This is a genomic window from Rhizobium bangladeshense (assembly GCF_017357245.1).
GTDB lineage: Bacteria > Pseudomonadota > Alphaproteobacteria > Rhizobiales > Rhizobiaceae > Rhizobium > Rhizobium bangladeshense.
The window spans coordinates 1,255,615-1,274,369 of record NZ_CP071612.1 but is presented as its reverse complement, the minus strand read 5'-3'; the positions used below and the strand labels follow the sequence as shown (position 1 = coordinate 1,274,369).

Genomic DNA, 18,755 nt, shown 5'->3' with positions numbered 1-18,755 from the left:
TGGTGAAGGATGAGCAGCGGCCGGACAGCTGGCCGGCCGCCGCACTCGTCAGCTTCTGATGGCGATGCGCTTGACCTGTGACTGTGCCTTTTCGGTCTTGGGCAGAGTGACGGTGAGAACGCCGTTCTTGAAGGTGGCGTCGACCTGGTCGTCCTTGACCTCGGTGCCGAGCGGGATGCGTCGCTCGAAGCGGCCATAATAGCGCTCCGAGAACTGCTTCTCCCGGTCTTCCGTTTCAGAACGCTTTTCACCCTTCAGCGTCAGCACGCCGTCATTGAGGAAGACCTCGATGTCCTTTTCCTCAAGACCGGGTACTTCGGCCGTCACCTTGATCTGCTTGTCGGTGTCTGAGATCTCGACACTCGGCCAGCCTGCACCGAAGCCGCCGGCGCCACGAAGTGACGGAAGGCCGGAGCCGAAGCCGCGGAAGACGTCGTCAAACAGCCGGTTGACCTCGCGGTGGAGCGACAGGAAAGGATCCCGGTCATCCTCGCGAAAGAGACTCGGCATCTGATTGCTGTTATTGCGGCCCCAGGGAATCAAATCACGAACACTCATGGTTTTACTCCTTTCTGATGGAGCACCAGACGACGCCTGGCGCCGTCTGGCCCCTACTATTGGAACGCTCAGGCCGCCTGCGTCTCGGCCTCGATCTGCTTGGTCTCGGATTTCGACACTGCGTGACCATTTCCGATCTCGATCTGGCGCGGCTTCATCGCTTCAGGAATTTCGCGCTTGAGATCGATGGTCAGCAGACCGTTGACAAGACCGGCATCAACAACCTTGACATGGTCGGCCAGTTCGAACCGGCGCTGGAACGAGCGCGCGGCAATGCCGCGATGCAGATATTGAACATCTTCGCCGTCCGCCTTCTGCCCCGAAACAATGAGCATGTTCTGCTCTTGAGTAACCGCCAGCTCGTCCTGCGAGAAGCCCGCCACCGCCATGGCAATGCGGTAATCGTCCTCATCGGTCTTGACGATATCGTAGGGCGGCCAGTTGTCGATTGTCTCGGCGCGCCTTGTAGCCTCGAGCGCGTTCAACATCCGCTCGAAGCCGATGCTCGACCGGAACAGGGGAGAGAAATCGAGGTTTGTCCTCATAGCCATATCCTCCTTGCAAGCAACATGGATACAAGGAGACGCCAAGAGCGACCGGCGTCTCCTGGACCGTGCGTCAATCCCACTACGGCGATCGACAATAATTATATAATTCAGTAGCTTACCATTTCAAGAGGATGGAACTTCTCAACCAAAAAATTGAATTTTTCGGAGGCGCTACCATATCTCGGCGAAACTTGAGCGAGGAGTAATGGCTATGACAATGACTTCAGCCGAGGTCGTCGCCGTCCTCGGGCCCGCCGACAAAATGCTGGTGGCCGAGATCATCGCGACAGGTGCAACGCAGGCCGAGCTTGCCGAAGCATTTGCGTGGGCCAACAATGACGAGGCCCTGATGGGTGAAGGCCGGCATTTGCCGACAGGCAGGGTTGCCGCGCTTGTTGATCTGCTGAGGTTCGATGAAGACGAACCGGATTAGGAAAGGCGGGAGACCCGCCCTCCCTAGACCGTTCTTCACTAGGCCGTGGTGAGCACGCGGACGTCGCCCTGGCGATTGATCACGTCGACCACGACCTGGTGTCTCGACCGGCGGATGGCGACGTCGACCGAGCCGGTGCCGATCAGCAGGCGCCGCAGGATCACCTCATCGAGGAAAGAAGGAAGTCGCGGCACGCTGAAGCTGATCTGCAAGCCGTTCGGGTCAAAGTCGAGGCCGAGACAGGATTGCAGCAGCGACAAGGGGGCTGCTGCCGCCCATGCTTGAGGCGAGCAGGCGACCGGATAGGAGGTCGGTCCGCGTGCGCGTTGACGCGGCAGGCCGCAGAGGAGTTCGGGAAGCCGCCGCAGGTCGATATAAGTCGCAGCGGCAAACAGACCCTCGAAAATCTTCGCGGCTTCGGCGCGATAGCCATAGCGGGCAAGGCCATTGGCGATCAGGGCATTGTCATGTGGCCAGATCGAGCCATTGTGGTAGCTCATCGGATTGTAACGAGCTTCGGTCGAGGGAATGGTCCGGATGCCCCAGCCACAGAAGGACGAGGCACTCATGAGGGTTCGGGTAACCTGCGCGACCCGCTCAGGATAAGCAATACCGGTGAACAGAGCATGGCCGGCATTGGAGGATCGGACCCGGCAGGGCCGTTTATCCCCGTCGAGAGCCAACACATAGGTGCCAAGTTCCTCATCGAAGAAGCTTATGTCAAAAGCGCGTCGCAGTCCCTCCGCCCGCGCGAGAAAGCTCGCTGCTCGTTCCGGCTTGCCCGTCCGCCGAAAGATTTCGGCGGCACTTTGCCAAGCGCCATAGACATAGGCCTGGACCTCGGCAATGGCGATCGGGCCGCGGGCCAACTTGCCATCGGCATGGAAGACCGAGTCGTGGCTATCCTTCCACGCCTGATTGATCAGTCCTTCTTCCGTCAGCCGTCCGTATTCGACGAAGCCGTCGCCATCGCGATCCCCATGTTCGTCGATCCACGTCAGCGCCGCTTCGATATGCGGCAGCAGACGGTCGATAGTCGTAAGATCACCGGTTCGTTTAAGATAATCGCCGGCCAGCATCACGAACAGCGGCGTCGAGTCGATGCTCCCGTAATAACGCCGGAATGGAACCTCGCCAAGTTCGGCCATTTCGCCGCAACGCACCTCGTGCAGGATCTTGCCCGGCTCGGCGTCCGAGGCGGGATCGACTTTCGTCGCCTGATTGGCTGCCAGGTGACCGAGAACCCCGCGCGCAATCTCCGGATCGAGCCAAAGTGTCTGAAGCGCCGTGATCAGGGCGTCACGGCCGAAGACGGCGCTGAACCAGGGAACACCGGCATAGGGATAGGAGCCTTCCGCCTTGTCGGTGATCAGCATGTATAGGTCGGAGATGCTGCGCCGAGCGACCTCGTTGAAGACCTCATTGGATGTTGCGATCGACGCCGCGCGCGAAGAAGAGGCGCGTAACGCACGGCGGGCGTCCCGCAGGGCCAGGAAGAAGGAAAGGCGGCTCAGTCGGTCCGCGGAGGCCTGATCGCAGCCGATCTGGATGAAGAGCGATTTGGTCTCGTGCGGCTCAAGATCGAGATCATAGGTGACAAGATCGTTCCGAATTTCGGCGGGTTCGGGCATGAAGGAGAGGCGCGTCGTCCGCTTTCGCTCGTCCAGGCCAATATAGGCAAGCAGGACGCGATCCTGCTCCATGACGGCAGGAAGATGGCGCCCTCTTCTTGCCCTTGCGGTGCCGCGGACTTCGAAAAGGTCGGCGAAATCGGCCTCGAAGGCGATCTGGATCCGGACATATTGCCGACGGTCGTCATAATTCCTCACGGCCAGCCGTTCATAACAACAGGCATTCCACAGAAAGCGTGACCGGCGCAGATGAATGAGGTCATGCCCCAGAACCAGTCTTCCGTTGTCATCGAATTGATCAGGATTGGTCAGATCGCAGGTCAGCGTGGCGTTGTCATCCCGCAATGTCGACGACAGCAGCATCGGCCGTTGTCCGTTGATCGTCAGGAAAAGATGAGAGAGATAGCGGGTGTCCCGGTGGAAAAGACCTTCCGGACTGCCGGGACCGGAAAGAGCGTCGCCATTATGGTCGAAGACGGCGAATGTATCACCGTGCTTCAAGGTGCGCGGCCGGCGCTCCTGCAGCGATGCGGCGGCCGGAATGAAGAACTGAGCGACCGGCGCCGCCAGGCCTGAGAATGCTGTGGCGGGGTTGCTGTCCGCAGACGCGTTCGACATGTCTCCTCCTTGACTCAGGCGACAGCCTGCAAGTCCAGCGCTTGACCATTCGACCGGCGGATGGGCGCGGCTTTGGTGCGAACGCCCGGCAGGTTCCGGTAAATGTCGAGATAATCCCACGCCATTCGTTGTGCGGTGAAGCGCTTTTCAAACGCGGCCCGCACTTTGCGTCGATCGAGGCGGAGCGCCCATTCGACGTTTTCGGCCGCCTCAGTGACGCTGTCGACCAGGATGCCGGAGACGCCATTTTCAATGACCTCTGGAACCGAGCCACAGCCGAAAGCGATGACCGGCGTGCCGCAGGCCATGGCCTCGATCATCACCAGCCCGAAGGGCTCCGGCCAATCGATCGGGAAGAGCAGTGCGCCTGCATTTCCAAGGAAGTCAGCCTTCTCAAGTTCATTGATCTCGCCGATGAATTCCACATGCGAATGGCTCTTTATCATTGGCTCGATTACGTTTTCCCAATACGCCTTGTCGGCGTTATCGATCTTTGCGGCAATCTTCAGCGGCATTCCGACCTTTGCCGCGATCTGGATGGCGCGGTCGGGGCGCTTTTCCGGAGAAATACGGCCAAGGAAGGCAAGGTAGTTGCCCTTTGGTCTCTCGGTGAAGGGAAGAAGATCGGCCGGCAGACCATGATAGACCGTTCCGCGCCAATCGACCGGTGGCATCGGGCGGCGCTGATCATTGGAAATCGACACCAGCGGTATATCAGGGAACGTCGTGTAGAACGGCTTGAGATCCGGCAGATCGAGGCGCCCGTGCAGCGTGGTAACCGTACGGTCGGCGAAATCGCGGATCAGCGGAAAATGCAGGAGATCGATGTGGAAATGTAGCACGTCGAACTCATGCGCCCGCTGGCGGATCTCCTCCAGCATCACGACCTGGTGCGGCAGATGTTCCCTCACCGCCGGATTGAGCCGCAAGGCGACGTCCGCACACGACACGAGTGTCGCACGGGTGACGGAATCGCCGCTGGCAAAGAGCGTCACCTCGTGTCCCTGTGCGACGAGTTCTTCCGTTAGATATGAAACGATTCGCTCCGTTCCCCCGTAAAGCTTTGGCGGAACGCTCTCGGCGAGCGGTGCAATCTGGGCGATCTTCATCGGCAAAACCTCCTCAGTTGAGCAAAGAGTCGTCGGTAAAAATCATGCCTGCATCCTCAGGGGGCATGCGCGGCAGGTCAGATAGAGGGTCAGGTTTCGAATAGCTGTCGGCGCCGTCCCCCTTTCCAGTAGCTGCACATGCTAAGCGCCGGAAGCAGGCGTGCCGGCAGTTTTCGCCGACGGGTTTTTCGGCCACTCGGGGAATCGGACGAAGCCTGGCTTCCAGGTAGCCGATCGCCCTTGTCCAAGGTCTTCAGCGCGTCAAGAATCTCGTCATAGGAAACGGCACTTTCAGCGCCGGGATAAAGGCGAAGAGCAGGTGCGGATTCGATCGCGAAGATATCGGATGCCCATGAAGCGAGAATGGCCCGCTTCTCGTCATTGTTGATGTCGTCGGCCGCGAGCACATCGCGCGGGTGACTGAAGTGCTTCGCCGGTTGAAGCAGATGCGCCGCGCTGATCGCAGCCAGGCCATTCTGCTGTATGGAATTACTGATGCTTTCCTTTCTCATTGCTTGGCTCCATTGATGTCGACCGATGGAACTTGGTTCATTCGATAGTGCGTAGAGAGGCCCGCCCCGGGGGCAGAGCGGGCCGAGCGATCGCGTTAGAAGTCCATACCGGCGCCGGCGGGCATGGCCGGAGCGGCTTCCTTCTTGGGCTTCTCGGCAATCATGGCTTCCGTCGTCACCAGCAGCCCGGCAACGGAGGCAGCGTCCTGAAGTGCGGTGCGCACCACCTTGGCCGGATCGATGACGCCCTGCGCATAGAGATCGCCATATTCGCCGGTCTGAGCGTTCCAGCCATAGGAGAATTCGCTCTTCTCCCGCAGTTTGCCGACGATGATCGAACCTTCCGCGCCGGCGTTTTCGGCGATCTGGCGAACCGGGGCCTCGATCGCGCGGCGGACGATTTCGACGCCGACGCGCTGGTCGTCATTGGCGGTCTTGACAGCGTCGAGCGCCTTGACCGCGCGCAGAAGGGCGACGCCGCCGCCCGGCAGGATGCCTTCCTCGACCGCTGCACGGGTGGCATGCAGCGCGTCGTCGACGCGATCCTTCTTTTCCTTCACCTCGACCTCTGTCGAGCCGCCGACCCGGATGACGGCAACACCGCCGGCGAGCTTGGCGAGACGTTCCTGCAGCTTCTCGCGGTCGTAATCGGAAGTGGTTTCCTCGATCTGGGCGCGGATCTGAGCGGTGCGACCATCGAGCTCCGTCTTCGAACCGGCCCCGTCGATGATGGTGGTGTTTTCCTTTTCGATCGCCACCTTCTTTGCGCGGCCGAGCATGTTGAGCGTCACATTCTCGAGCTTGATGCCGAGATCTTCGGAGATGACGGTGCCGCCGGTCAGGATGGCGATGTCTTCGAGCATGGCCTTGCGGCGGTCGCCGAAGCCGGGCGCCTTGACGGCAGCGATCTTCAGGCCGCCACGCAGCTTGTTGACGACAAGCGTTGCGAGGGCTTCGCCTTCTACGTCTTCAGCGATGATGAGGAGCGGTTTGCCGGATTGAACGACGGCCTCGAGAACCGGTAGCATCGACTGCAGATTCGACAGCTTTTTCTCGTGAATGAGGATATATGGATCCTCCAGTTCGACCCGCATCTTGTCCTGGTTGGTGACGAAATAGGGACTCAGATAACCGCGGTCGAACTGCATGCCTTCGACGACTTCGAGTTCGGTTTCGGCGGTCTTGGCCTCCTCAACGGTGATGACGCCTTCGTTGCCGACCTTTTCCATGGCTTCCGCCAGGTAACGACCGATCTCGGAATCACCATTGGCGGAAATGGTGCCGACTTGAGCGATTTCGGAATTGTTGGAGATCTTGCGGGCGTTGTTCTTCAGTTCCTTGACGACAGCCTCGACGGCGAGATCGATGCCGCGCTTCAGGTCCATCGGGTTCATGCCGGAGGCGACCGCCTTGGCGCCCTCCTTGACGATTGCCTGGGCGAGCACCGTGGCAGTCGTGGTGCCGTCGCCAGCGAGATCGTTCGTCTTCGATGCAACTTCACGCAGCATCTGAGCGCCCATGTTCTCGAACTTGTCTTCGAGTTCGATTTCCTTGGCGACGGAAACGCCGTCCTTGGTGATGCGCGGCGCCCCGAAGGACTTGTCGATCACGACGTTTCGGCCTTTCGGGCCGAGCGTCACCTTCACCGCATTGGCCAGCACATCGACCCCACGCAGCATGCGTTCACGGGCATCGCTATGAAACTTGACTTCTTTCGCAGCCATTCTGTCACTCCTTCAATAGGCAGCTTTTTGACTAATGCGCGGACATCGCCTTAGGCGGCGATCTTTTTGGCGGCCTGGGCTTCGATGATGCCCATGACATCGCTTTCCTTCATGATCAGCAGGTCTTCGCCGTTGATCTTGATCTCCGTGCCGGACCACTTGCCGAACAGGATGCGGTCGCCGACCTTGACGTCGAGCGCCTGAATCTGGCCGGCATCGTTGCGTGCGCCGGGGCCGACGGCGATAACCTCGCCTTCCTGCGGCTTTTCCTTGGCGGTGTCTGGAATGATGATGCCGCCCTTGGTCTTTTCCTCGGAATCGACGCGACGGACGAGAATGCGGTCATGAAGCGGTCGGAACGACATGTTTTCCTCCAATGGACAAACAATAACGATGTTGTTCCCCTGGCCGGACCGGATGACCAGTCCGGGCGGGTGCAAACCTCTGTCGAGCGTTTTGCGCGAATGATCTGGTTTTGCGATTTTTCAATTTCAAGAGGGCGCCACGAAAAAATTAGCACTCACCCGGCGCGGCTGCTAACATCCTGGAAAGGAACAATAAACATGGCAGCCGCGTTCAGAAATCCGTTGATGGCCGCAAAATTTTGCGCCACCTTTCGAGCGTCATGAAACGGAGATGAAGCATGCAATTTTCATCAGATCTGGACCGTCAGCTGAACGGCTATGGGCTGACCACTGCGCATATCCTCTACCACATTCCTGATTTTGAATCCGTGCTGCAAACCTACGTCTGGCAGGATTACGATCTTGCCCCGGACTTTCCGGAAATGCACAAGTTCCTCGATTTCTGGCAGTCCACGCTCGACGGCCCGCTGCATTCTGTTCGCTACACCCACCAGCGGCTGATCGGACCGAACGAATGGCGCCGCGTAATGGGCGAGTTCAAACTGCACTAGCAATATTCGGCCAGCCAGGCATTGTTGCCATATGCTTTTCAACCGCAGGCATTGCCGCGAAGGCCCGAGCAATCACTCATGCTCGGCGGGACATGGCCAGGTGGCCGGCGTCAAGAGGCCGGACGGCAGCTTGGTCGAGGCATCGCCGCAAGCCAAGTCGATCTGCGCCTGTTCGAGCCCGGCGGCAGACGAGAGGTCAAGGCCTTCGATGCGGGTCAGGAACATGAAGGCGCGGTCGAACGTCGGCGGGCCTTCGAAGGTGGCCTTGGAGAGATCAACGCGGGAGAGATTGGCGAAAGAGAATTTCACCCCCGTCAGTACCGCCTTGTCGAAATCGGCGCGGCCGAGCTCTGCCTTTTCGAAACTCGCGCCGGTAAGCCGGGCCCCGGCGAAATTGGCGCGCTGCAGTTCGGCGCCGGCAAAGGAGGCGCCGTCCGCAGCAACATTGGCGAAGCTGGAGCGATAGGCTTCGATCTTGGCGAAATTGGCGCCTTCAGCATGTGCACCCTCGAGCGAGGCGCGCACCAGCGTCGCCTTTTCGAGGTTGGCGGACTTGACGTTGGCGCCGGCGAGATCGGTCAGCGAAAAATCCGTGCCGGCGAGATTGGCGCCTTCGAGATCACTGCCCTGCAACATCAGGTTTTTCTTCGAGCATTCCTGCCAGTCGAGCTTTGGCGAGGCCGTGCTCCCGCAATCGGCGGCGCGCGTGGGGATTGGAGCAGAAGCGAGAAGAAGAAAGGCAAGGAGGCCGAGCGGCGATCGATGCGTTGCCATTGTACTATTCACCTCCATGACCCTTCAGGCTTCATTTCGAAGCAGGCTGCCTTCCACTTTTCTACACAGCTCAGGCTGCAATAAAAAGATGGCGAGCGCCGTTCACGAAGGATTTGACCGGTCAATCCGTCCGCCCGGGCAGACGGAGTTCCATGCAGGTCAGATCCAGCCAGCGGCCGAACTTGGTGCCGACCTCGGAAAACCTGCCGACGACGCGGAAGCCGAGCTTTTCGTGCAGCCGGATCGAGGCCACGTTGTCGGCCTCGATGCCTGCGATCATCACATGGACATTGGCGGCCGCGGCACGCGTGATCAGCTCACGCATCAGGGCCTCGCCGATGCCGGCGCCGCGACGGTCCTTGTGGACATAGACGGAATGTTCGACCGTGTGGCGATAGCCCTCGAAGGCGCGCCAGTCGCCATATGAGGCGTAGCCCGCGACCGAGCCCGAGATCTCGGCGACGATGACCGGAAAGCCGCGCGTTCTGCGCGCGCTCAGCCATTCCCTTCGGTTTTCAAGATCGACGAGCGTCTCATTCCAGATCGCCGTCGTGTGCTCGACGGCATGATTGTAGATATCCCGGATATTGGGAAGATCGGCTTCGGTGGCGTCGCGGAGAAGGACGGCGTCTGTCATGGTGGCCCGGTTCGGAGTGATTGCCACGGTTGGCATACGCCGCAGTTCAGAAGATGTAAACGCCGGGTGCGACAGAGGGACGGCTTGCTGGATAGCCTCGGCCGCAGCTCAGAAGCCTGGCATTGGCAGGCTGAAACAGGTGAAGACGGCTGAATAATGCACGGCCGCGGCAATGACGACAAAACCGTGCCAGATGGCGTTCTGGAAGCGCAGCTTCTCCCAGACATGGAAGATGACGCCGAGCGAATAGATGACGCCGCCAATGACGATCAGCAGCATAGAAGCTGAGGGAATGCGCGCGGCGACAGGCCCCGCCACCAGCACGCCGCTCCAGCCCATGGCGAGATAAAGTAGGATGGCGAGACGGTCGTAACGTCCGGGAAAGGCGCATTTCAGCACGATGCCGACAGCAGCGAACAGCCATATCGCCACCAGCATGAAGAGGAGCAGCGGATCGTCGGCGCCGCGTTCGAGGAATGGCGTATAGGTGGCGGCGATCAGGATGAAGATCGCCGAATGATCGAAGCGGCGCAGGAACCATTTGGTGCGCGAGACCGGCCAGACATTGTAGGAAAAGGAAATGGCAAGCGTCAGCACCAGTCCGACACCATAGATCCAGGCGGCGGCGAGCGCGCCGTGGGAGCTCCAGACCGTGGCGTAGAAGATCAGAACGGTGGCGCCGATCAGCGCCAGAACGAGACCGACGCCGTGAACGATGCCGTCGGCGATCAGCTCATATCTGTCGTAAGCCCAGCGAATGCCGTTGAACTCGGCCATGCGCGCCAATCCGTTTCTTACCCGACCTCGATGGTGGCACCGAACGGACGGAGGCGCAACCGCGGCACATCGGGTCGGCGGTAAATCTTCGTGACAGACCGCACGAGGTCTGCTCCTCAGCGGCGCGAAAGATCACTCGACAATGGAGCGGCACAAATTCAGATCTTCTGCCGCTCGACCAGGACGGAGCACTTGGCGTGACGCACGACACGGTCGGCCGTGGCACCGATAAAGTAGTTGGAGAAGTCCGGAATATGCGAGGCGAGGATGATCAGGTCAGCGTGGTGGCTTTCGGCGGCCGCGATGATGGCCTTGGCCGGCGGTCCGCTGCGGATGTCAATCGTTGCCGCGACCCCGGTTGCAGCGACCAGCGCTTCCAGCTTGTCGCGGCCGTCCTTCATGGCGTCCTCGAGCATATTGGCCGGCAATTCGATCGCGACGTAGGTCGGCACATCCTCGACGACGTTCAGCGCGACGATCTCGCCGCCCGCGTCGAGCAGCGACGCGGCCTTGCGGAGAATGTTTTCTCCCCTGTTGAGGCTGCTGAGCGCGATCGCCACGATGATCTTCCTGTACATGGCTTCCCTCCATGACTGAGATGCACAAGCTTGCTCCTATGAAGATATGGGCGCGTTGATCCCGATCAAGCGGGCGCAGGTCATCGTCAACGCCTGCTCAACGCTTCATCCTCAAAAACGAGCCTTCTGTGAACAATCGAGATAGGCCATATAGGGGTTAAGTACGGCAACCGAGGAGATCAGGCGAATGAACCGGCGACACTTCCTCGGGCTTGCTACGGGCGGCATGGTTGCCGCCACCGCCGGTACGCCCTTAACTGCAGAGGCAGGAGAGCAATTAATGACAGAAGAAACATCCTATGCGCTGACGCGGCCTGCTTATATCGACCAGGCACATCTCGTCGTCACCGACCTCGGACTGGTTTCCGGCTTCTATCAGTCGATGCTCGGCCTGAAGGTCATCGAGGAGACGGCGAGCGGCGAGGTGCTCGGGGTCGGCGCTCTGCCGCTGCTGACGCTGACGACGGCTGGGAATGCCGCGACCGCGCCGCGCAATGCCGCCGGCCTTTTCCACACCGCTTTCCTGATGCCCAACCGCAACGAACTGGCGCGCTGGCTGCGCCATGCCGCTCACAACAACGTCGCGCTCGACGGCGCCTCAGACCATCTCGTCAGCGAGGCGATCTATCTTTCCGACCCCGAAGGCAACGGCATCGAGATCTATGCCGACCGGCCGCACGAGGAATGGAAGTTTCACCAGGACGGCATGGTGGAGATGGCGACGCAGCGCCTCGACCTGCAGGCGCTTTACAACAGCGCGCCCGACGATCGATGGGAAGGCATGGCTGAGGGAACGGCGATCGGCCATCTGCACCTGCAGGTCGGCGATATTCCCCAAGCCGACGCCTTCTACCGCGACGTGCTCGGCCTCAAGCTGATGGCCCGTTATCCCGGCGCAAGCTTCTTTGCGACAGGCGGCTACCACCACCATCTGGCTGCCAATATCTGGAATAGCCGAGGCGCCACCGCCCGCACCGACAACATGACCGGGCTTTCTGACTACAGGATCCGTTTCAACGACAAGGCGGCGCTTGATGCAGCGGTCTCCAGGCTCGACGCGCTGGAAGTAAAGAGCGAGAAGCGCGATGGCGGCGTCTTTCTCCGGGATCCCTGGGGCATCGGCCTGACGCTTTCGGCCTGAGCCTTGGAAGGCTATTGACCTTCTCTGTCCCGGCTGCGTCGTTCAGCCGCCGCTTCCGGGCGGCGTTGGCGAGCGGTCCGTCGCTTCGGGCGGCCGTGCGGGGCCGGAGACCGGATCATCGTTGAAGGCGCCAGGGCCGGACGGCTGCGCATTGATCGGATCCGGCTTGGTCGAAGCTGTCGCCGTCGGATCATTGTTGCTGGGATCGGGCCAGATCGCAGCGCTCACGCCGGCAATGACGAGAACGGCCGCGCCCGCCACAAGGACAGTCCAAACCCGCCACCGCCGTTGATCGGCGGCTTTGAGCCTCGTCTCGTCCTCATAGGGAGGATCGGTCGAATAGGTCTGCGTGGTTTTCGTCTGATCGGGATCTGCAATCATGGGCTATCTCCTTCTGACGTCGAACGCCAGCGACTGCGAGGTTGTTCCGGCGCAGGATCAATTCGGCACGGTTATCGACGAAAGGGCGGACGCCTCCGCGATCAACCAACCTGCCTGCAGGCGGACCCCCGACGGCGCCATGAGCCGGCGGAACCGGAACCGCATCAGCGCGTTCTTGTGGCGAAGCAATGGGGCTTCGGGAAACTCACGGAATGGGCATCGCCAACGGCATCCGCAAGCACGCAAAGAAGATCGCCATCGGCGAACGCCAAACCAGCGCCTGGGCCAAGTCGTTGCAGGAGGCAGCGGAGGAACTGCCGTCCCCGCCAGTGCATAGGCTGGAAAAGGACGGGCTCGATATCAGCATGGCTTGGGCGATCATCGGGATCTTCGGCATCCTCGGCCTTGCCGCCGTCTACATGATGTCGCTGATCCTCATTCCGATCACCCTTGCCGTGGTCGTCGGAATGATCCTCGGCATCGCCGCCGAGAATCTGAGCAAAATGGGTGTGCCCAGGCTCGCAATCGCTTTCCTTCTGTCAAGCGGAGTCGCTTTGGTCATCGTCCTGCTGGTCAGCTCGCTTGCCGATCCGCTAACGACGCTTGCCAATGAAGCCCCGGCTTTCGTCGAAAGGACGATAAGCCGGATCATGCCTTACCTGGAGCGCATCGAATGGCTGCACATCACGCCGGCGACCTTCGAAAGCGGGCCGATGTCGATCGGCGCCCTGCTCGAAAACACCGGCAGCGTACTGCATCTGGTGACAACAAGCCTGACACCGGCGCTGATACAAGGGCTGATCTTCTTCGCAGCGCTGCTCCTCTTCCTCGCCAGCCGGGTCAATCTGCGCAAGACGATCATCATGACCTTCCGCACCCGCCCGCAGAGGCTGGCCGCGATCCGCATCATCAATGCCGTCGAGCAGGTGCTCGGCTTCTACTTCGCCACAGCCTCGCTGATCTATGTCGGGCTTGGCGTAGTGATGACGGTCATCGCCTATGCAAGCGGGTTGTCGGCGCCGGTGCTCTGGGGCTTCTTCGCCTTCGTATCGAGCTTCATTCCCTATCTCGGCATCACACTGATGACGTTATCCGTCGCCATCGCGGGCATCATCACCTATGACGGCTTCATTGTCGGCCTGATACCGGCCGCGGCCTTTTTCACCGTGCACCTCGTCATGGAGAACCTCATCTTCCCGGCGGTGATGGGGCGGCGGCTGGAAATCAACCCGTTTGTCGTCTTCCTCGCCATCCTGTTCTGGACCTGGATGTGGGGCGCCGTCGGCGCCATGCTGGCGCTGCCGCTGTCACTGATCGCCATGACCATCATCGAGGAATTGCTGATCGAGGAAAGGCCGCAGCCGCAATTGCCTAAGTGATCAAGCGAGGAGACATCCGTGGCGTCCGATCTCCATCTCGACGAATCCGATCATGACCAGGTGGTCAGCGGCCGTTCGCTTTGGAGAAAAAGTGCCATACGTCCGCAATGGCGGCCGATGGCCGGGAGCCTTTCCACAGATGTCGCGGTGATCGGTGGCGGTATCACCGGCGCGCTAATCGCAGATCACCTGACGGCGCGCGGCTTCTCCGTTGCTATCATCGACCGCGAGGCGCCGGGCTTCGGCAGCACCGTCGCCAGCACCGCAATGCTGCGATGGGAAATCGACAGCACGCTCACGGAACTCGAGGCTTATTACGGCTTCGAACGGGCGGCTGGAATTTACCGCCGCAGTGCCGCTGCCGTCGCCGGCCTTTCGAAGCTGATCGCTGCGAAGGGAATCGCCTGCGGCTTCCGGCCGCGCAACACGCTTTATCTCGCCTGCAATCTGGAAGGCGCCCGCGACCTAAGGGAAGAGCGCCTGCTTCGCCGGCGGGCCGGCCTGCCCGGCGTCTATCTCGAGCATCCCGATCTCTTCACGCAATTCGAGCTCGACCGGGATGGGGCAATCTATTCGCCTGGTTCGGCGGAGGCCGATCCGCTGCTGCTCACCTGGGCTCTGATTGCGATGGCCATCCGGCGCGGGGCACAACTGATGGGCGCCTCCGTGACCGCGCTGCACAGCGAGGGCGATTGCGTCACGGCCGAGACGGACGGCCCCTATGTCATAGAGGCGCAGCATGTCGTGCTGGCGACAGGCTATTCGATGCCGGGCCTCGACATGCCGAAGCTGCACCGCACGAGTTCGAGCTGGGCATTCGCCACCGTGCCGCAGGATCCCGCCACGTTCTGGCGCGACAGGGCGCTGATCTGGGAGGACAACCATCCACACCTCTACATGCACACGACTGCTGACAATCGCATCGTCGCCGGCGGCGAGGACGACGGTACGACCGACGCCGCGGCGCGGGATCGAAAGCTGCCGGCCAAGATCAGCGCCATCCAGGAGAAATTGAAGCGGCTATGGCCGAAAGCCGATACCCGCGTCGCCCACGCCTGGGCCGGAACCTTCGGCGAAACTGCCGATGGCCTGCCGCTGATCGGACCCCTGCCCGGAATGCCGCACGTCTTCGCCGCCCATGGCTATGGCGGCAACGGCATCACCTTCTCCTATCTCGCCGCCCAGATGATCGGGGCGATGATTGCAGGGATCCACCGCGAGTGGTTTGAAGATTTCGCGCTCGACCGGGAGGGGCCGGGGATACGGCGGTTTGGCGAGGATAGGTTGGGCATCGGGGATGAGTTGAGATAGAGGTTTCGCATTGGCTCCTGTGCCATGATACCCCCGGCACAGCTTCAGCCGTAGATCTACTCCGTTGTCTTGTCGTCGCCGGTATCCTCGACGTCGTCGAGGCGGACGAACTGCACGCCTTTGGCCTTGAGATCGACCAGCGCCTTCGCCACTCCCTCGCCCGCCGCATGGGTTGGCTGATTGATGTGGGAGATGACGACATCGCCGTCCTTGGCGGAGGCGATACGCTTTTCGGTGATAGCGGCGCCGAGCAGCGAGCCGCCGTCGCCGTTCACGGAGTAACCCGCGATGCGGTAGCCCATGGCGCGGATCTCGCCGATGGCGGACAGATCGTACTCGGCTGTGGAACCGCGAAACCAGTGCGGTGCGGGAATGCGGGCCGCAATCATGGCGGCGGCGCCGCCTTCGACCTCCCGCCGCACCGCCTGCGGCGAGCCGGCCGAGGCAATGCCATAAATCAGCGTCGGCCTGTCGACGGCCGGAATATGGTTCAGGCCGTGGTTTTCGAGCTCGAAGAGATCGGGATTCTGCAGGAAGACTGCAAGGGCCTGCGGGTTGCGCTTCAGCCAGCGAGCTGTGACGAAGATCGTCGAGGGAATGCGCTCGCGCACCAGCGTCGAAAGGATGCGTTCGTCCGCCTGCCCCATGCAGGCATCGAAGGTCAGCGCGATGCGGGCATGGCCTTGTATGTTGGAACGGGCGATATGCAGATGCGGCTCGACGAGCTTTACGGCCGACGGCTTCGGCGGCGGAGCAGCCGGTGCCGGAGTGGCCGCGGCCGGCGGCACTAACGGCAACTGGTCCGCAGATGCAGCAGCCGGCATGGCGGCCAGAAGGAACGCCGAAGCGAAAAGGATGCGGTTCATATCGGGGCTTCTACAATTCGAGTCCATCGACTTTAGCGGCTGCTTTTGCATACGCCATGCGGCCGGATGTCACCGCACTCGCCCGAACACATGCAACAGCATCAATCGTAGAGATAATATTTGCCCCACTTATCGCGCGGCACCTTCTCGCCGATCTGGTAGTCGAGCTGGCGCACATTGATATGCTGCGGGCCGGTGATGCAGGTGAAGGAGAGATGGTACCAGTCGCCCTTGCTGCGGAAGACCGCGCCCGGCGCATGCAGGGAATTGTCGCCGGCGATCGGATCCTTGAACGTATAGGCGATCACCTTATCGGGCTTGAAGCCGGCGCTGTCCTTCGTGATGCGGCTCATCGCCTCAGTATCGCAACTCTGTTCCAAGCGGGTCGCGGGGTCGAGTTTTTCCAGTTGCTTCTTGATTGCGGGATCGACGGCAAAAGCGGGAGCAGCCAAGCTGGCCAGGGATACAAGCAGGAGCAGACGTTTCGGCATTGCGGAGAAATTTCCTTGCTGTTGTACAGTCTTCATGCGGCCAGCGGCGGCTTGCCGGAGGGCTGGGCACGTGCAAATTTCGCTCTGAGATAGCGGACTTTCTTAAATATTGTGGTGACATCAAGGCAAGCCGGGCGGAGCTTCCCCTCGCCTGTGAATGGTCGTCCGCACCCCTTGGCGCAGCCTTGCCGCTTGATCCGGCAGCGGCGCGCCTCTATCTCTTGCCAACCCGACCTTCCCACCGGAGCCAATTCCTTGTCCGTTTTCAAGAGCCTGCCGACACCGCCCGCCGCACCGAAGAAGCCCGTTTCCGATACGCGCCACGGCATTACCCGCACGGACGACTATGCGTGGCTGCGCGCCGACAACTGGCAAGCAATGTTCAAGGATCCGTCGATCCTCGACCCCGAGATCCGCCGGCATCTGGAAGCCGAAAACGCCTATATGAATGCGGCGATGGAGGACACCAAGCCGCTCCAGAAGGCACTGTTTGCCGAAATGCGCGGCCGCATCAAGGAAGATGACAGCTCGGTGCCGGTGAAGGACGGCGCCTATGCCTATGGCACATCTTACGTGACCGGCGGCGAGCAGCCGCGCTATTTCCGCATTCCCCGCGACGGCGACGTCGCCGACGAGACGATCCGCACCGTGCTCATCGACGGCGACAAGGAGGCATCAGGCAAGGCCTATTTCCGCCTCGCCGGCCTCGACCATTCGAGCGACCACAGCCGCGGCATCTGGGGCTATGACGACAAGGGATCGGAGTTCTTCACGCTGAAGGTGCGCGACCTCGCGACCGGGGAAGACCTCGAGGACCGAATCGAAAACACCGGCGGCGGCGGCGTCTGGGCGCCGGACGGCAAGAGCTTCTTCTATTCGGCGCTCGATGAGAATCACCGGCCATCGAAAATCTTTCACCACATTGTCGGCCGGCCGCAGTCGGAAGACCGGCTGGTCTATGAGGAAGCCGATGCCGGCTTCTTCATGGGCGTCGGCGGCTCGCTGCTCGACGACTTCATCTATATCGACATTCACGACCACGAGACCAGCGAATACCGGCTGCTGTCGACCAAAGACCTCATGGCCGAGCCGAAGCTGGTGGCGGCGCGCGAGGAAGGCATCGAATATTCGCTGACCGAGGGCGGCGACGTCTTCTACATTCTCACCAATGACGGCGGCGCCAAGGATTTCAAGATCATGGAAGCGCCGGTGAACAATCCGGGCAAGGAAAACTGGCGCGAAGTCGTCGCTCACAAGCCCGGCACGCTGATCATCAGCCACATGGCCTATGCCCGCCACCTCCTGTGGCTGGAGCGCAAGGACGGGCTGCCGCAGATCATGATCCGCGACCGGGCGAGCGGCGAGGAACATGCGATCGCCTTTGCCGAGGAAGCCTATTCGCTGGGGCTTTCGGGTGCGGCGGAATATGACACCGATGTCATTCGCTTCTCCTATTCCTCGATGACGACCCCGTCGCAACTTTACGACTACAACATGGTGACGCGCGAGCGCACGCTCTTGAAGACGCAGGAAGTGCCATCCGGCCACAATCCCGGCGACTATGTCACCCGCCGCGTCTTCGCGCCGGCATGGGACGGCGAGACGGTGCCGATCACCCTGCTCTACCGCAAGGATACGCCGCTCGACGGCTCGGCACCATGCCTGCTCTATGGATATGGCGCCTACGGCATCACCATTCCGGCCGGCTTCAACACCAACTGCCTGTCGCTCGCCGACCGCGGCTTCGTCTATGCCATCGCCCATATCCGCGGCGGCAAGGACAAGGGCTTTGCATGGTACGAGGACGGCAAGATGGAAAAGAAGACGAACAGCTTCAAGGACTTCGTCGCCGCGGCCGACTATCTGAATCAACAGAAGTTCACATCTTACGCGAAGATCATCGCCGAGGGCGGATCGGCCGGCGGAATGCTGATGGGCGCTGTCGCCAATATGGCGCCGGAGAAGTTCGCCGGCATCATCGCCGCCGTTCCCTTCGTCGACGTCCTCAACACCATGCTGGACGACACCCTGCCGCTCACTCCGCCGGAATGGCCGGAATGGGGCAATCCGATCGAAAGCAAGGAAGAATACGAGCAGATCGCAGCCTATTCGCCCTATGACAATGTCGGTGCCAAAGCTTACCCGCCGATCCTGGCGCTCGGCGGCCTGACAGACCCGCGCGTCACCTATTGGGAGCCGGCCAAGTGGGTGGCGAAACTGCGCGACAGGACGACCGGCGAGGCGCCGATCCTGCTCAAGACGAACATGGATGCCGGCCATGGAGGCGCTTCCGGCCGGTTCCAGCGGTTGGAGGAGATTGCATTCGAGTACGCGTTTGCCATCAAGGTGGCGGGGAAGGTGTGAGCGTTGA

Annotated in this window: 20 protein-coding genes; 6 read left to right on the top strand and 14 right to left on the bottom strand. The window is 61.1% G+C overall.

Annotated features, from left to right (window positions below; genetic code table 11):
• Positions 1–48 precede the first annotated feature (48 nt).
• On the bottom strand, positions 49–558 hold the full coding sequence (locus tag J2J98_RS06225) for an Hsp20/alpha crystallin family protein (protein ID WP_064706632.1): 510 nt from the start codon (positions 556–558) through the stop codon (positions 49–51).
• A 68-nt stretch (positions 559–626) separates the two neighbouring features.
• Positions 627–1,103, bottom strand: a complete 477-nt coding sequence (locus J2J98_RS06220) for an Hsp20 family protein (RefSeq protein WP_138393567.1) — start codon at positions 1,101–1,103, stop codon at positions 627–629.
• Positions 1,104–1,317: 214 nt separating this feature from the next.
• Here J2J98_RS06220 and J2J98_RS06215 point away from each other — a divergent pair, with 214 nt between their 5' ends.
• Positions 1,318–1,539, top strand: a complete 222-nt coding sequence (locus tag J2J98_RS06215) for a hypothetical protein (protein ID WP_207602648.1) — start codon at positions 1,318–1,320, stop codon at positions 1,537–1,539.
• A 38-nt stretch (positions 1,540–1,577) separates the two neighbouring features.
• Here J2J98_RS06215 and J2J98_RS06210 read toward each other — a convergent pair whose 3' ends face one another.
• The 5 genes from J2J98_RS06210 to groES all read right to left on the bottom strand — a co-directional run bounded on the left by J2J98_RS06210 (position 1,578) and on the right by groES (position 7,498).
• The gene (locus J2J98_RS06210) at positions 1,578–3,788 is read right to left on the bottom strand and encodes an amylo-alpha-1,6-glucosidase (RefSeq protein WP_064706630.1); all 2,211 of its coding nucleotides are present in this window, start codon (positions 3,786–3,788) and stop codon (positions 1,578–1,580) included.
• A 14-nt stretch (positions 3,789–3,802) separates the two neighbouring features.
• Positions 3,803–4,897, bottom strand: a complete 1,095-nt coding sequence (locus J2J98_RS06205; protein WP_138393570.1) for a glycosyltransferase family 4 protein — start codon at positions 4,895–4,897, stop codon at positions 3,803–3,805.
• A gap of 89 nt (positions 4,898–4,986) precedes the next feature.
• Positions 4,987–5,409 carry a hypothetical protein gene (locus tag J2J98_RS06200; RefSeq protein WP_064711062.1) on the bottom strand — a complete coding sequence of 141 codons (423 nt, stop codon included), beginning with the start codon at positions 5,407–5,409 and terminating at the stop codon, positions 4,987–4,989.
• A 95-nt stretch (positions 5,410–5,504) separates the two neighbouring features.
• Positions 5,505–7,133, bottom strand: coding sequence for a chaperonin GroEL (gene groL, locus J2J98_RS06195; RefSeq protein ID WP_207602647.1), 1,629 nt, complete (start codon positions 7,131–7,133; stop codon positions 5,505–5,507).
• A gap of 50 nt (positions 7,134–7,183) precedes the next feature.
• A complete protein-coding gene (groES, locus tag J2J98_RS06190; RefSeq protein ID WP_207602646.1) occupies positions 7,184–7,498 on the bottom strand; it encodes a co-chaperone GroES in 315 nt (104 codons plus the stop codon).
• A 278-nt stretch (positions 7,499–7,776) separates the two neighbouring features.
• Here groES and J2J98_RS06185 point away from each other — a divergent pair, with 278 nt between their 5' ends.
• Positions 7,777–8,049, top strand: coding sequence for an usg protein (locus J2J98_RS06185; protein ID WP_064706625.1), 273 nt, complete (start codon positions 7,777–7,779; stop codon positions 8,047–8,049).
• Between the two features lie 72 nt (positions 8,050–8,121).
• On the opposite strand, the gene J2J98_RS06180 is transcribed toward J2J98_RS06185, so the two are convergent.
• The 4 genes from J2J98_RS06180 to J2J98_RS06165 all read right to left on the bottom strand — a co-directional run bounded on the left by J2J98_RS06180 (position 8,122) and on the right by J2J98_RS06165 (position 10,815).
• Complete coding sequence (locus tag J2J98_RS06180) at positions 8,122–8,823, bottom strand: pentapeptide repeat-containing protein (RefSeq protein ID WP_207602645.1); 702 nt, start codon at positions 8,821–8,823, stop codon at positions 8,122–8,124.
• A 121-nt stretch (positions 8,824–8,944) separates the two neighbouring features.
• On the bottom strand, positions 8,945–9,460 hold the full coding sequence (locus J2J98_RS06175) for a GNAT family N-acetyltransferase (RefSeq protein WP_207602644.1): 516 nt from the start codon (positions 9,458–9,460) through the stop codon (positions 8,945–8,947).
• A gap of 108 nt (positions 9,461–9,568) precedes the next feature.
• On the bottom strand, positions 9,569–10,237 hold the full coding sequence (gene trhA, locus J2J98_RS06170; protein WP_064706623.1) for a PAQR family membrane homeostasis protein TrhA: 669 nt from the start codon (positions 10,235–10,237) through the stop codon (positions 9,569–9,571).
• Positions 10,238–10,395: 158 nt separating this feature from the next.
• The gene (locus J2J98_RS06165) at positions 10,396–10,815 is read right to left on the bottom strand and encodes a universal stress protein (protein WP_064706622.1); all 420 of its coding nucleotides are present in this window, start codon (positions 10,813–10,815) and stop codon (positions 10,396–10,398) included.
• A gap of 280 nt (positions 10,816–11,095) precedes the next feature.
• Here J2J98_RS06165 and J2J98_RS06160 point away from each other — a divergent pair, with 280 nt between their 5' ends.
• Complete coding sequence (locus J2J98_RS06160) at positions 11,096–11,956, top strand: VOC family protein (RefSeq protein ID WP_138393573.1); 861 nt, start codon at positions 11,096–11,098, stop codon at positions 11,954–11,956.
• A gap of 42 nt (positions 11,957–11,998) precedes the next feature.
• On the opposite strand, the gene J2J98_RS06155 is transcribed toward J2J98_RS06160, so the two are convergent.
• Positions 11,999–12,337 carry a hypothetical protein gene (locus tag J2J98_RS06155; protein WP_064706620.1) on the bottom strand — a complete coding sequence of 113 codons (339 nt, stop codon included), beginning with the start codon at positions 12,335–12,337 and terminating at the stop codon, positions 11,999–12,001.
• Between the two features lie 212 nt (positions 12,338–12,549).
• On the opposite strand from J2J98_RS06155, the gene J2J98_RS06150 reads away from it, so the two are divergent.
• A complete protein-coding gene (locus tag J2J98_RS06150; RefSeq protein WP_064707046.1) occupies positions 12,550–13,716 on the top strand; it encodes an AI-2E family transporter in 1,167 nt (388 codons plus the stop codon).
• An 18-nt stretch (positions 13,717–13,734) separates the two neighbouring features.
• Positions 13,735–15,027, top strand: coding sequence for an NAD(P)/FAD-dependent oxidoreductase (locus J2J98_RS06145; protein WP_207602642.1), 1,293 nt, complete (start codon positions 13,735–13,737; stop codon positions 15,025–15,027).
• Positions 15,028–15,083: 56 nt separating this feature from the next.
• Here J2J98_RS06145 and J2J98_RS06140 read toward each other — a convergent pair whose 3' ends face one another.
• Positions 15,084–15,893 carry a polysaccharide deacetylase family protein gene (locus tag J2J98_RS06140; RefSeq protein ID WP_207602641.1) on the bottom strand — a complete coding sequence of 270 codons (810 nt, stop codon included), beginning with the start codon at positions 15,891–15,893 and terminating at the stop codon, positions 15,084–15,086.
• 101 nt (positions 15,894–15,994) lie between these two features.
• Positions 15,995–16,384 carry a DUF930 domain-containing protein gene (locus tag J2J98_RS06135; protein WP_064706617.1) on the bottom strand — a complete coding sequence of 130 codons (390 nt, stop codon included), beginning with the start codon at positions 16,382–16,384 and terminating at the stop codon, positions 15,995–15,997.
• A gap of 255 nt (positions 16,385–16,639) precedes the next feature.
• Here J2J98_RS06135 and J2J98_RS06130 point away from each other — a divergent pair, with 255 nt between their 5' ends.
• A complete protein-coding gene (locus tag J2J98_RS06130; RefSeq protein WP_064706616.1) occupies positions 16,640–18,748 on the top strand; it encodes a S9 family peptidase in 2,109 nt (702 codons plus the stop codon).
• The last annotated feature ends 7 nt before the right edge of the window (positions 18,749–18,755 follow it).

Excerpts from the sequence above, each read along its gene's own strand:
- J2J98_RS06160 (WP_138393573.1), top strand. The coding sequence starts at position 11,096 with ATGACAGAAGAAACATCCTATGCGCTGACGCGGCCTGCTTATATCGAC.
- J2J98_RS06200 (WP_064711062.1), bottom strand. The coding sequence starts at position 5,409 with ATGAGAAAGGAAAGCATCAGTAATTCCATACAGCAGAATGGCCTGGCT.
- J2J98_RS06205 (WP_138393570.1), bottom strand. The coding sequence starts at position 4,897 with ATGAAGATCGCCCAGATTGCACCGCTCGCCGAGAGCGTTCCGCCAAAG.
- J2J98_RS06210 (WP_064706630.1), bottom strand. The coding sequence starts at position 3,788 with ATGTCGAACGCGTCTGCGGACAGCAACCCCGCCACAGCATTCTCAGGC.
- J2J98_RS06215 (WP_207602648.1), top strand. The coding sequence starts at position 1,318 with ATGACAATGACTTCAGCCGAGGTCGTCGCCGTCCTCGGGCCCGCCGAC.
- J2J98_RS06175 (WP_207602644.1), bottom strand. The coding sequence starts at position 9,460 with ATGACAGACGCCGTCCTTCTCCGCGACGCCACCGAAGCCGATCTTCCC.
- J2J98_RS06165 (WP_064706622.1), bottom strand. The coding sequence starts at position 10,815 with ATGTACAGGAAGATCATCGTGGCGATCGCGCTCAGCAGCCTCAACAGG.
- J2J98_RS06225 (WP_064706632.1), bottom strand. The coding sequence starts at position 558 with ATGAGTGTTCGTGATTTGATTCCCTGGGGCCGCAATAACAGCAATCAG.
- groL (WP_207602647.1), bottom strand. The coding sequence starts at position 7,133 with ATGGCTGCGAAAGAAGTCAAGTTTCATAGCGATGCCCGTGAACGCATG.
- J2J98_RS06155 (WP_064706620.1), bottom strand. The coding sequence starts at position 12,337 with ATGATTGCAGATCCCGATCAGACGAAAACCACGCAGACCTATTCGACC.
- J2J98_RS06140 (WP_207602641.1), bottom strand. The coding sequence starts at position 15,893 with ATGAACCGCATCCTTTTCGCTTCGGCGTTCCTTCTGGCCGCCATGCCG.
- groES (WP_207602646.1), bottom strand. The coding sequence starts at position 7,498 with ATGTCGTTCCGACCGCTTCATGACCGCATTCTCGTCCGTCGCGTCGAT.
- J2J98_RS06150 (WP_064707046.1), top strand. The coding sequence starts at position 12,550 with ATGGGCATCGCCAACGGCATCCGCAAGCACGCAAAGAAGATCGCCATC.
- J2J98_RS06180 (WP_207602645.1), bottom strand. The coding sequence starts at position 8,823 with ATGGCAACGCATCGATCGCCGCTCGGCCTCCTTGCCTTTCTTCTTCTC.
- trhA (WP_064706623.1), bottom strand. The coding sequence starts at position 10,237 with ATGGCCGAGTTCAACGGCATTCGCTGGGCTTACGACAGATATGAGCTG.
- J2J98_RS06185 (WP_064706625.1), top strand. The coding sequence starts at position 7,777 with ATGCAATTTTCATCAGATCTGGACCGTCAGCTGAACGGCTATGGGCTG.
- J2J98_RS06220 (WP_138393567.1), bottom strand. The coding sequence starts at position 1,103 with ATGAGGACAAACCTCGATTTCTCTCCCCTGTTCCGGTCGAGCATCGGC.
- J2J98_RS06135 (WP_064706617.1), bottom strand. The coding sequence starts at position 16,384 with ATGCCGAAACGTCTGCTCCTGCTTGTATCCCTGGCCAGCTTGGCTGCT.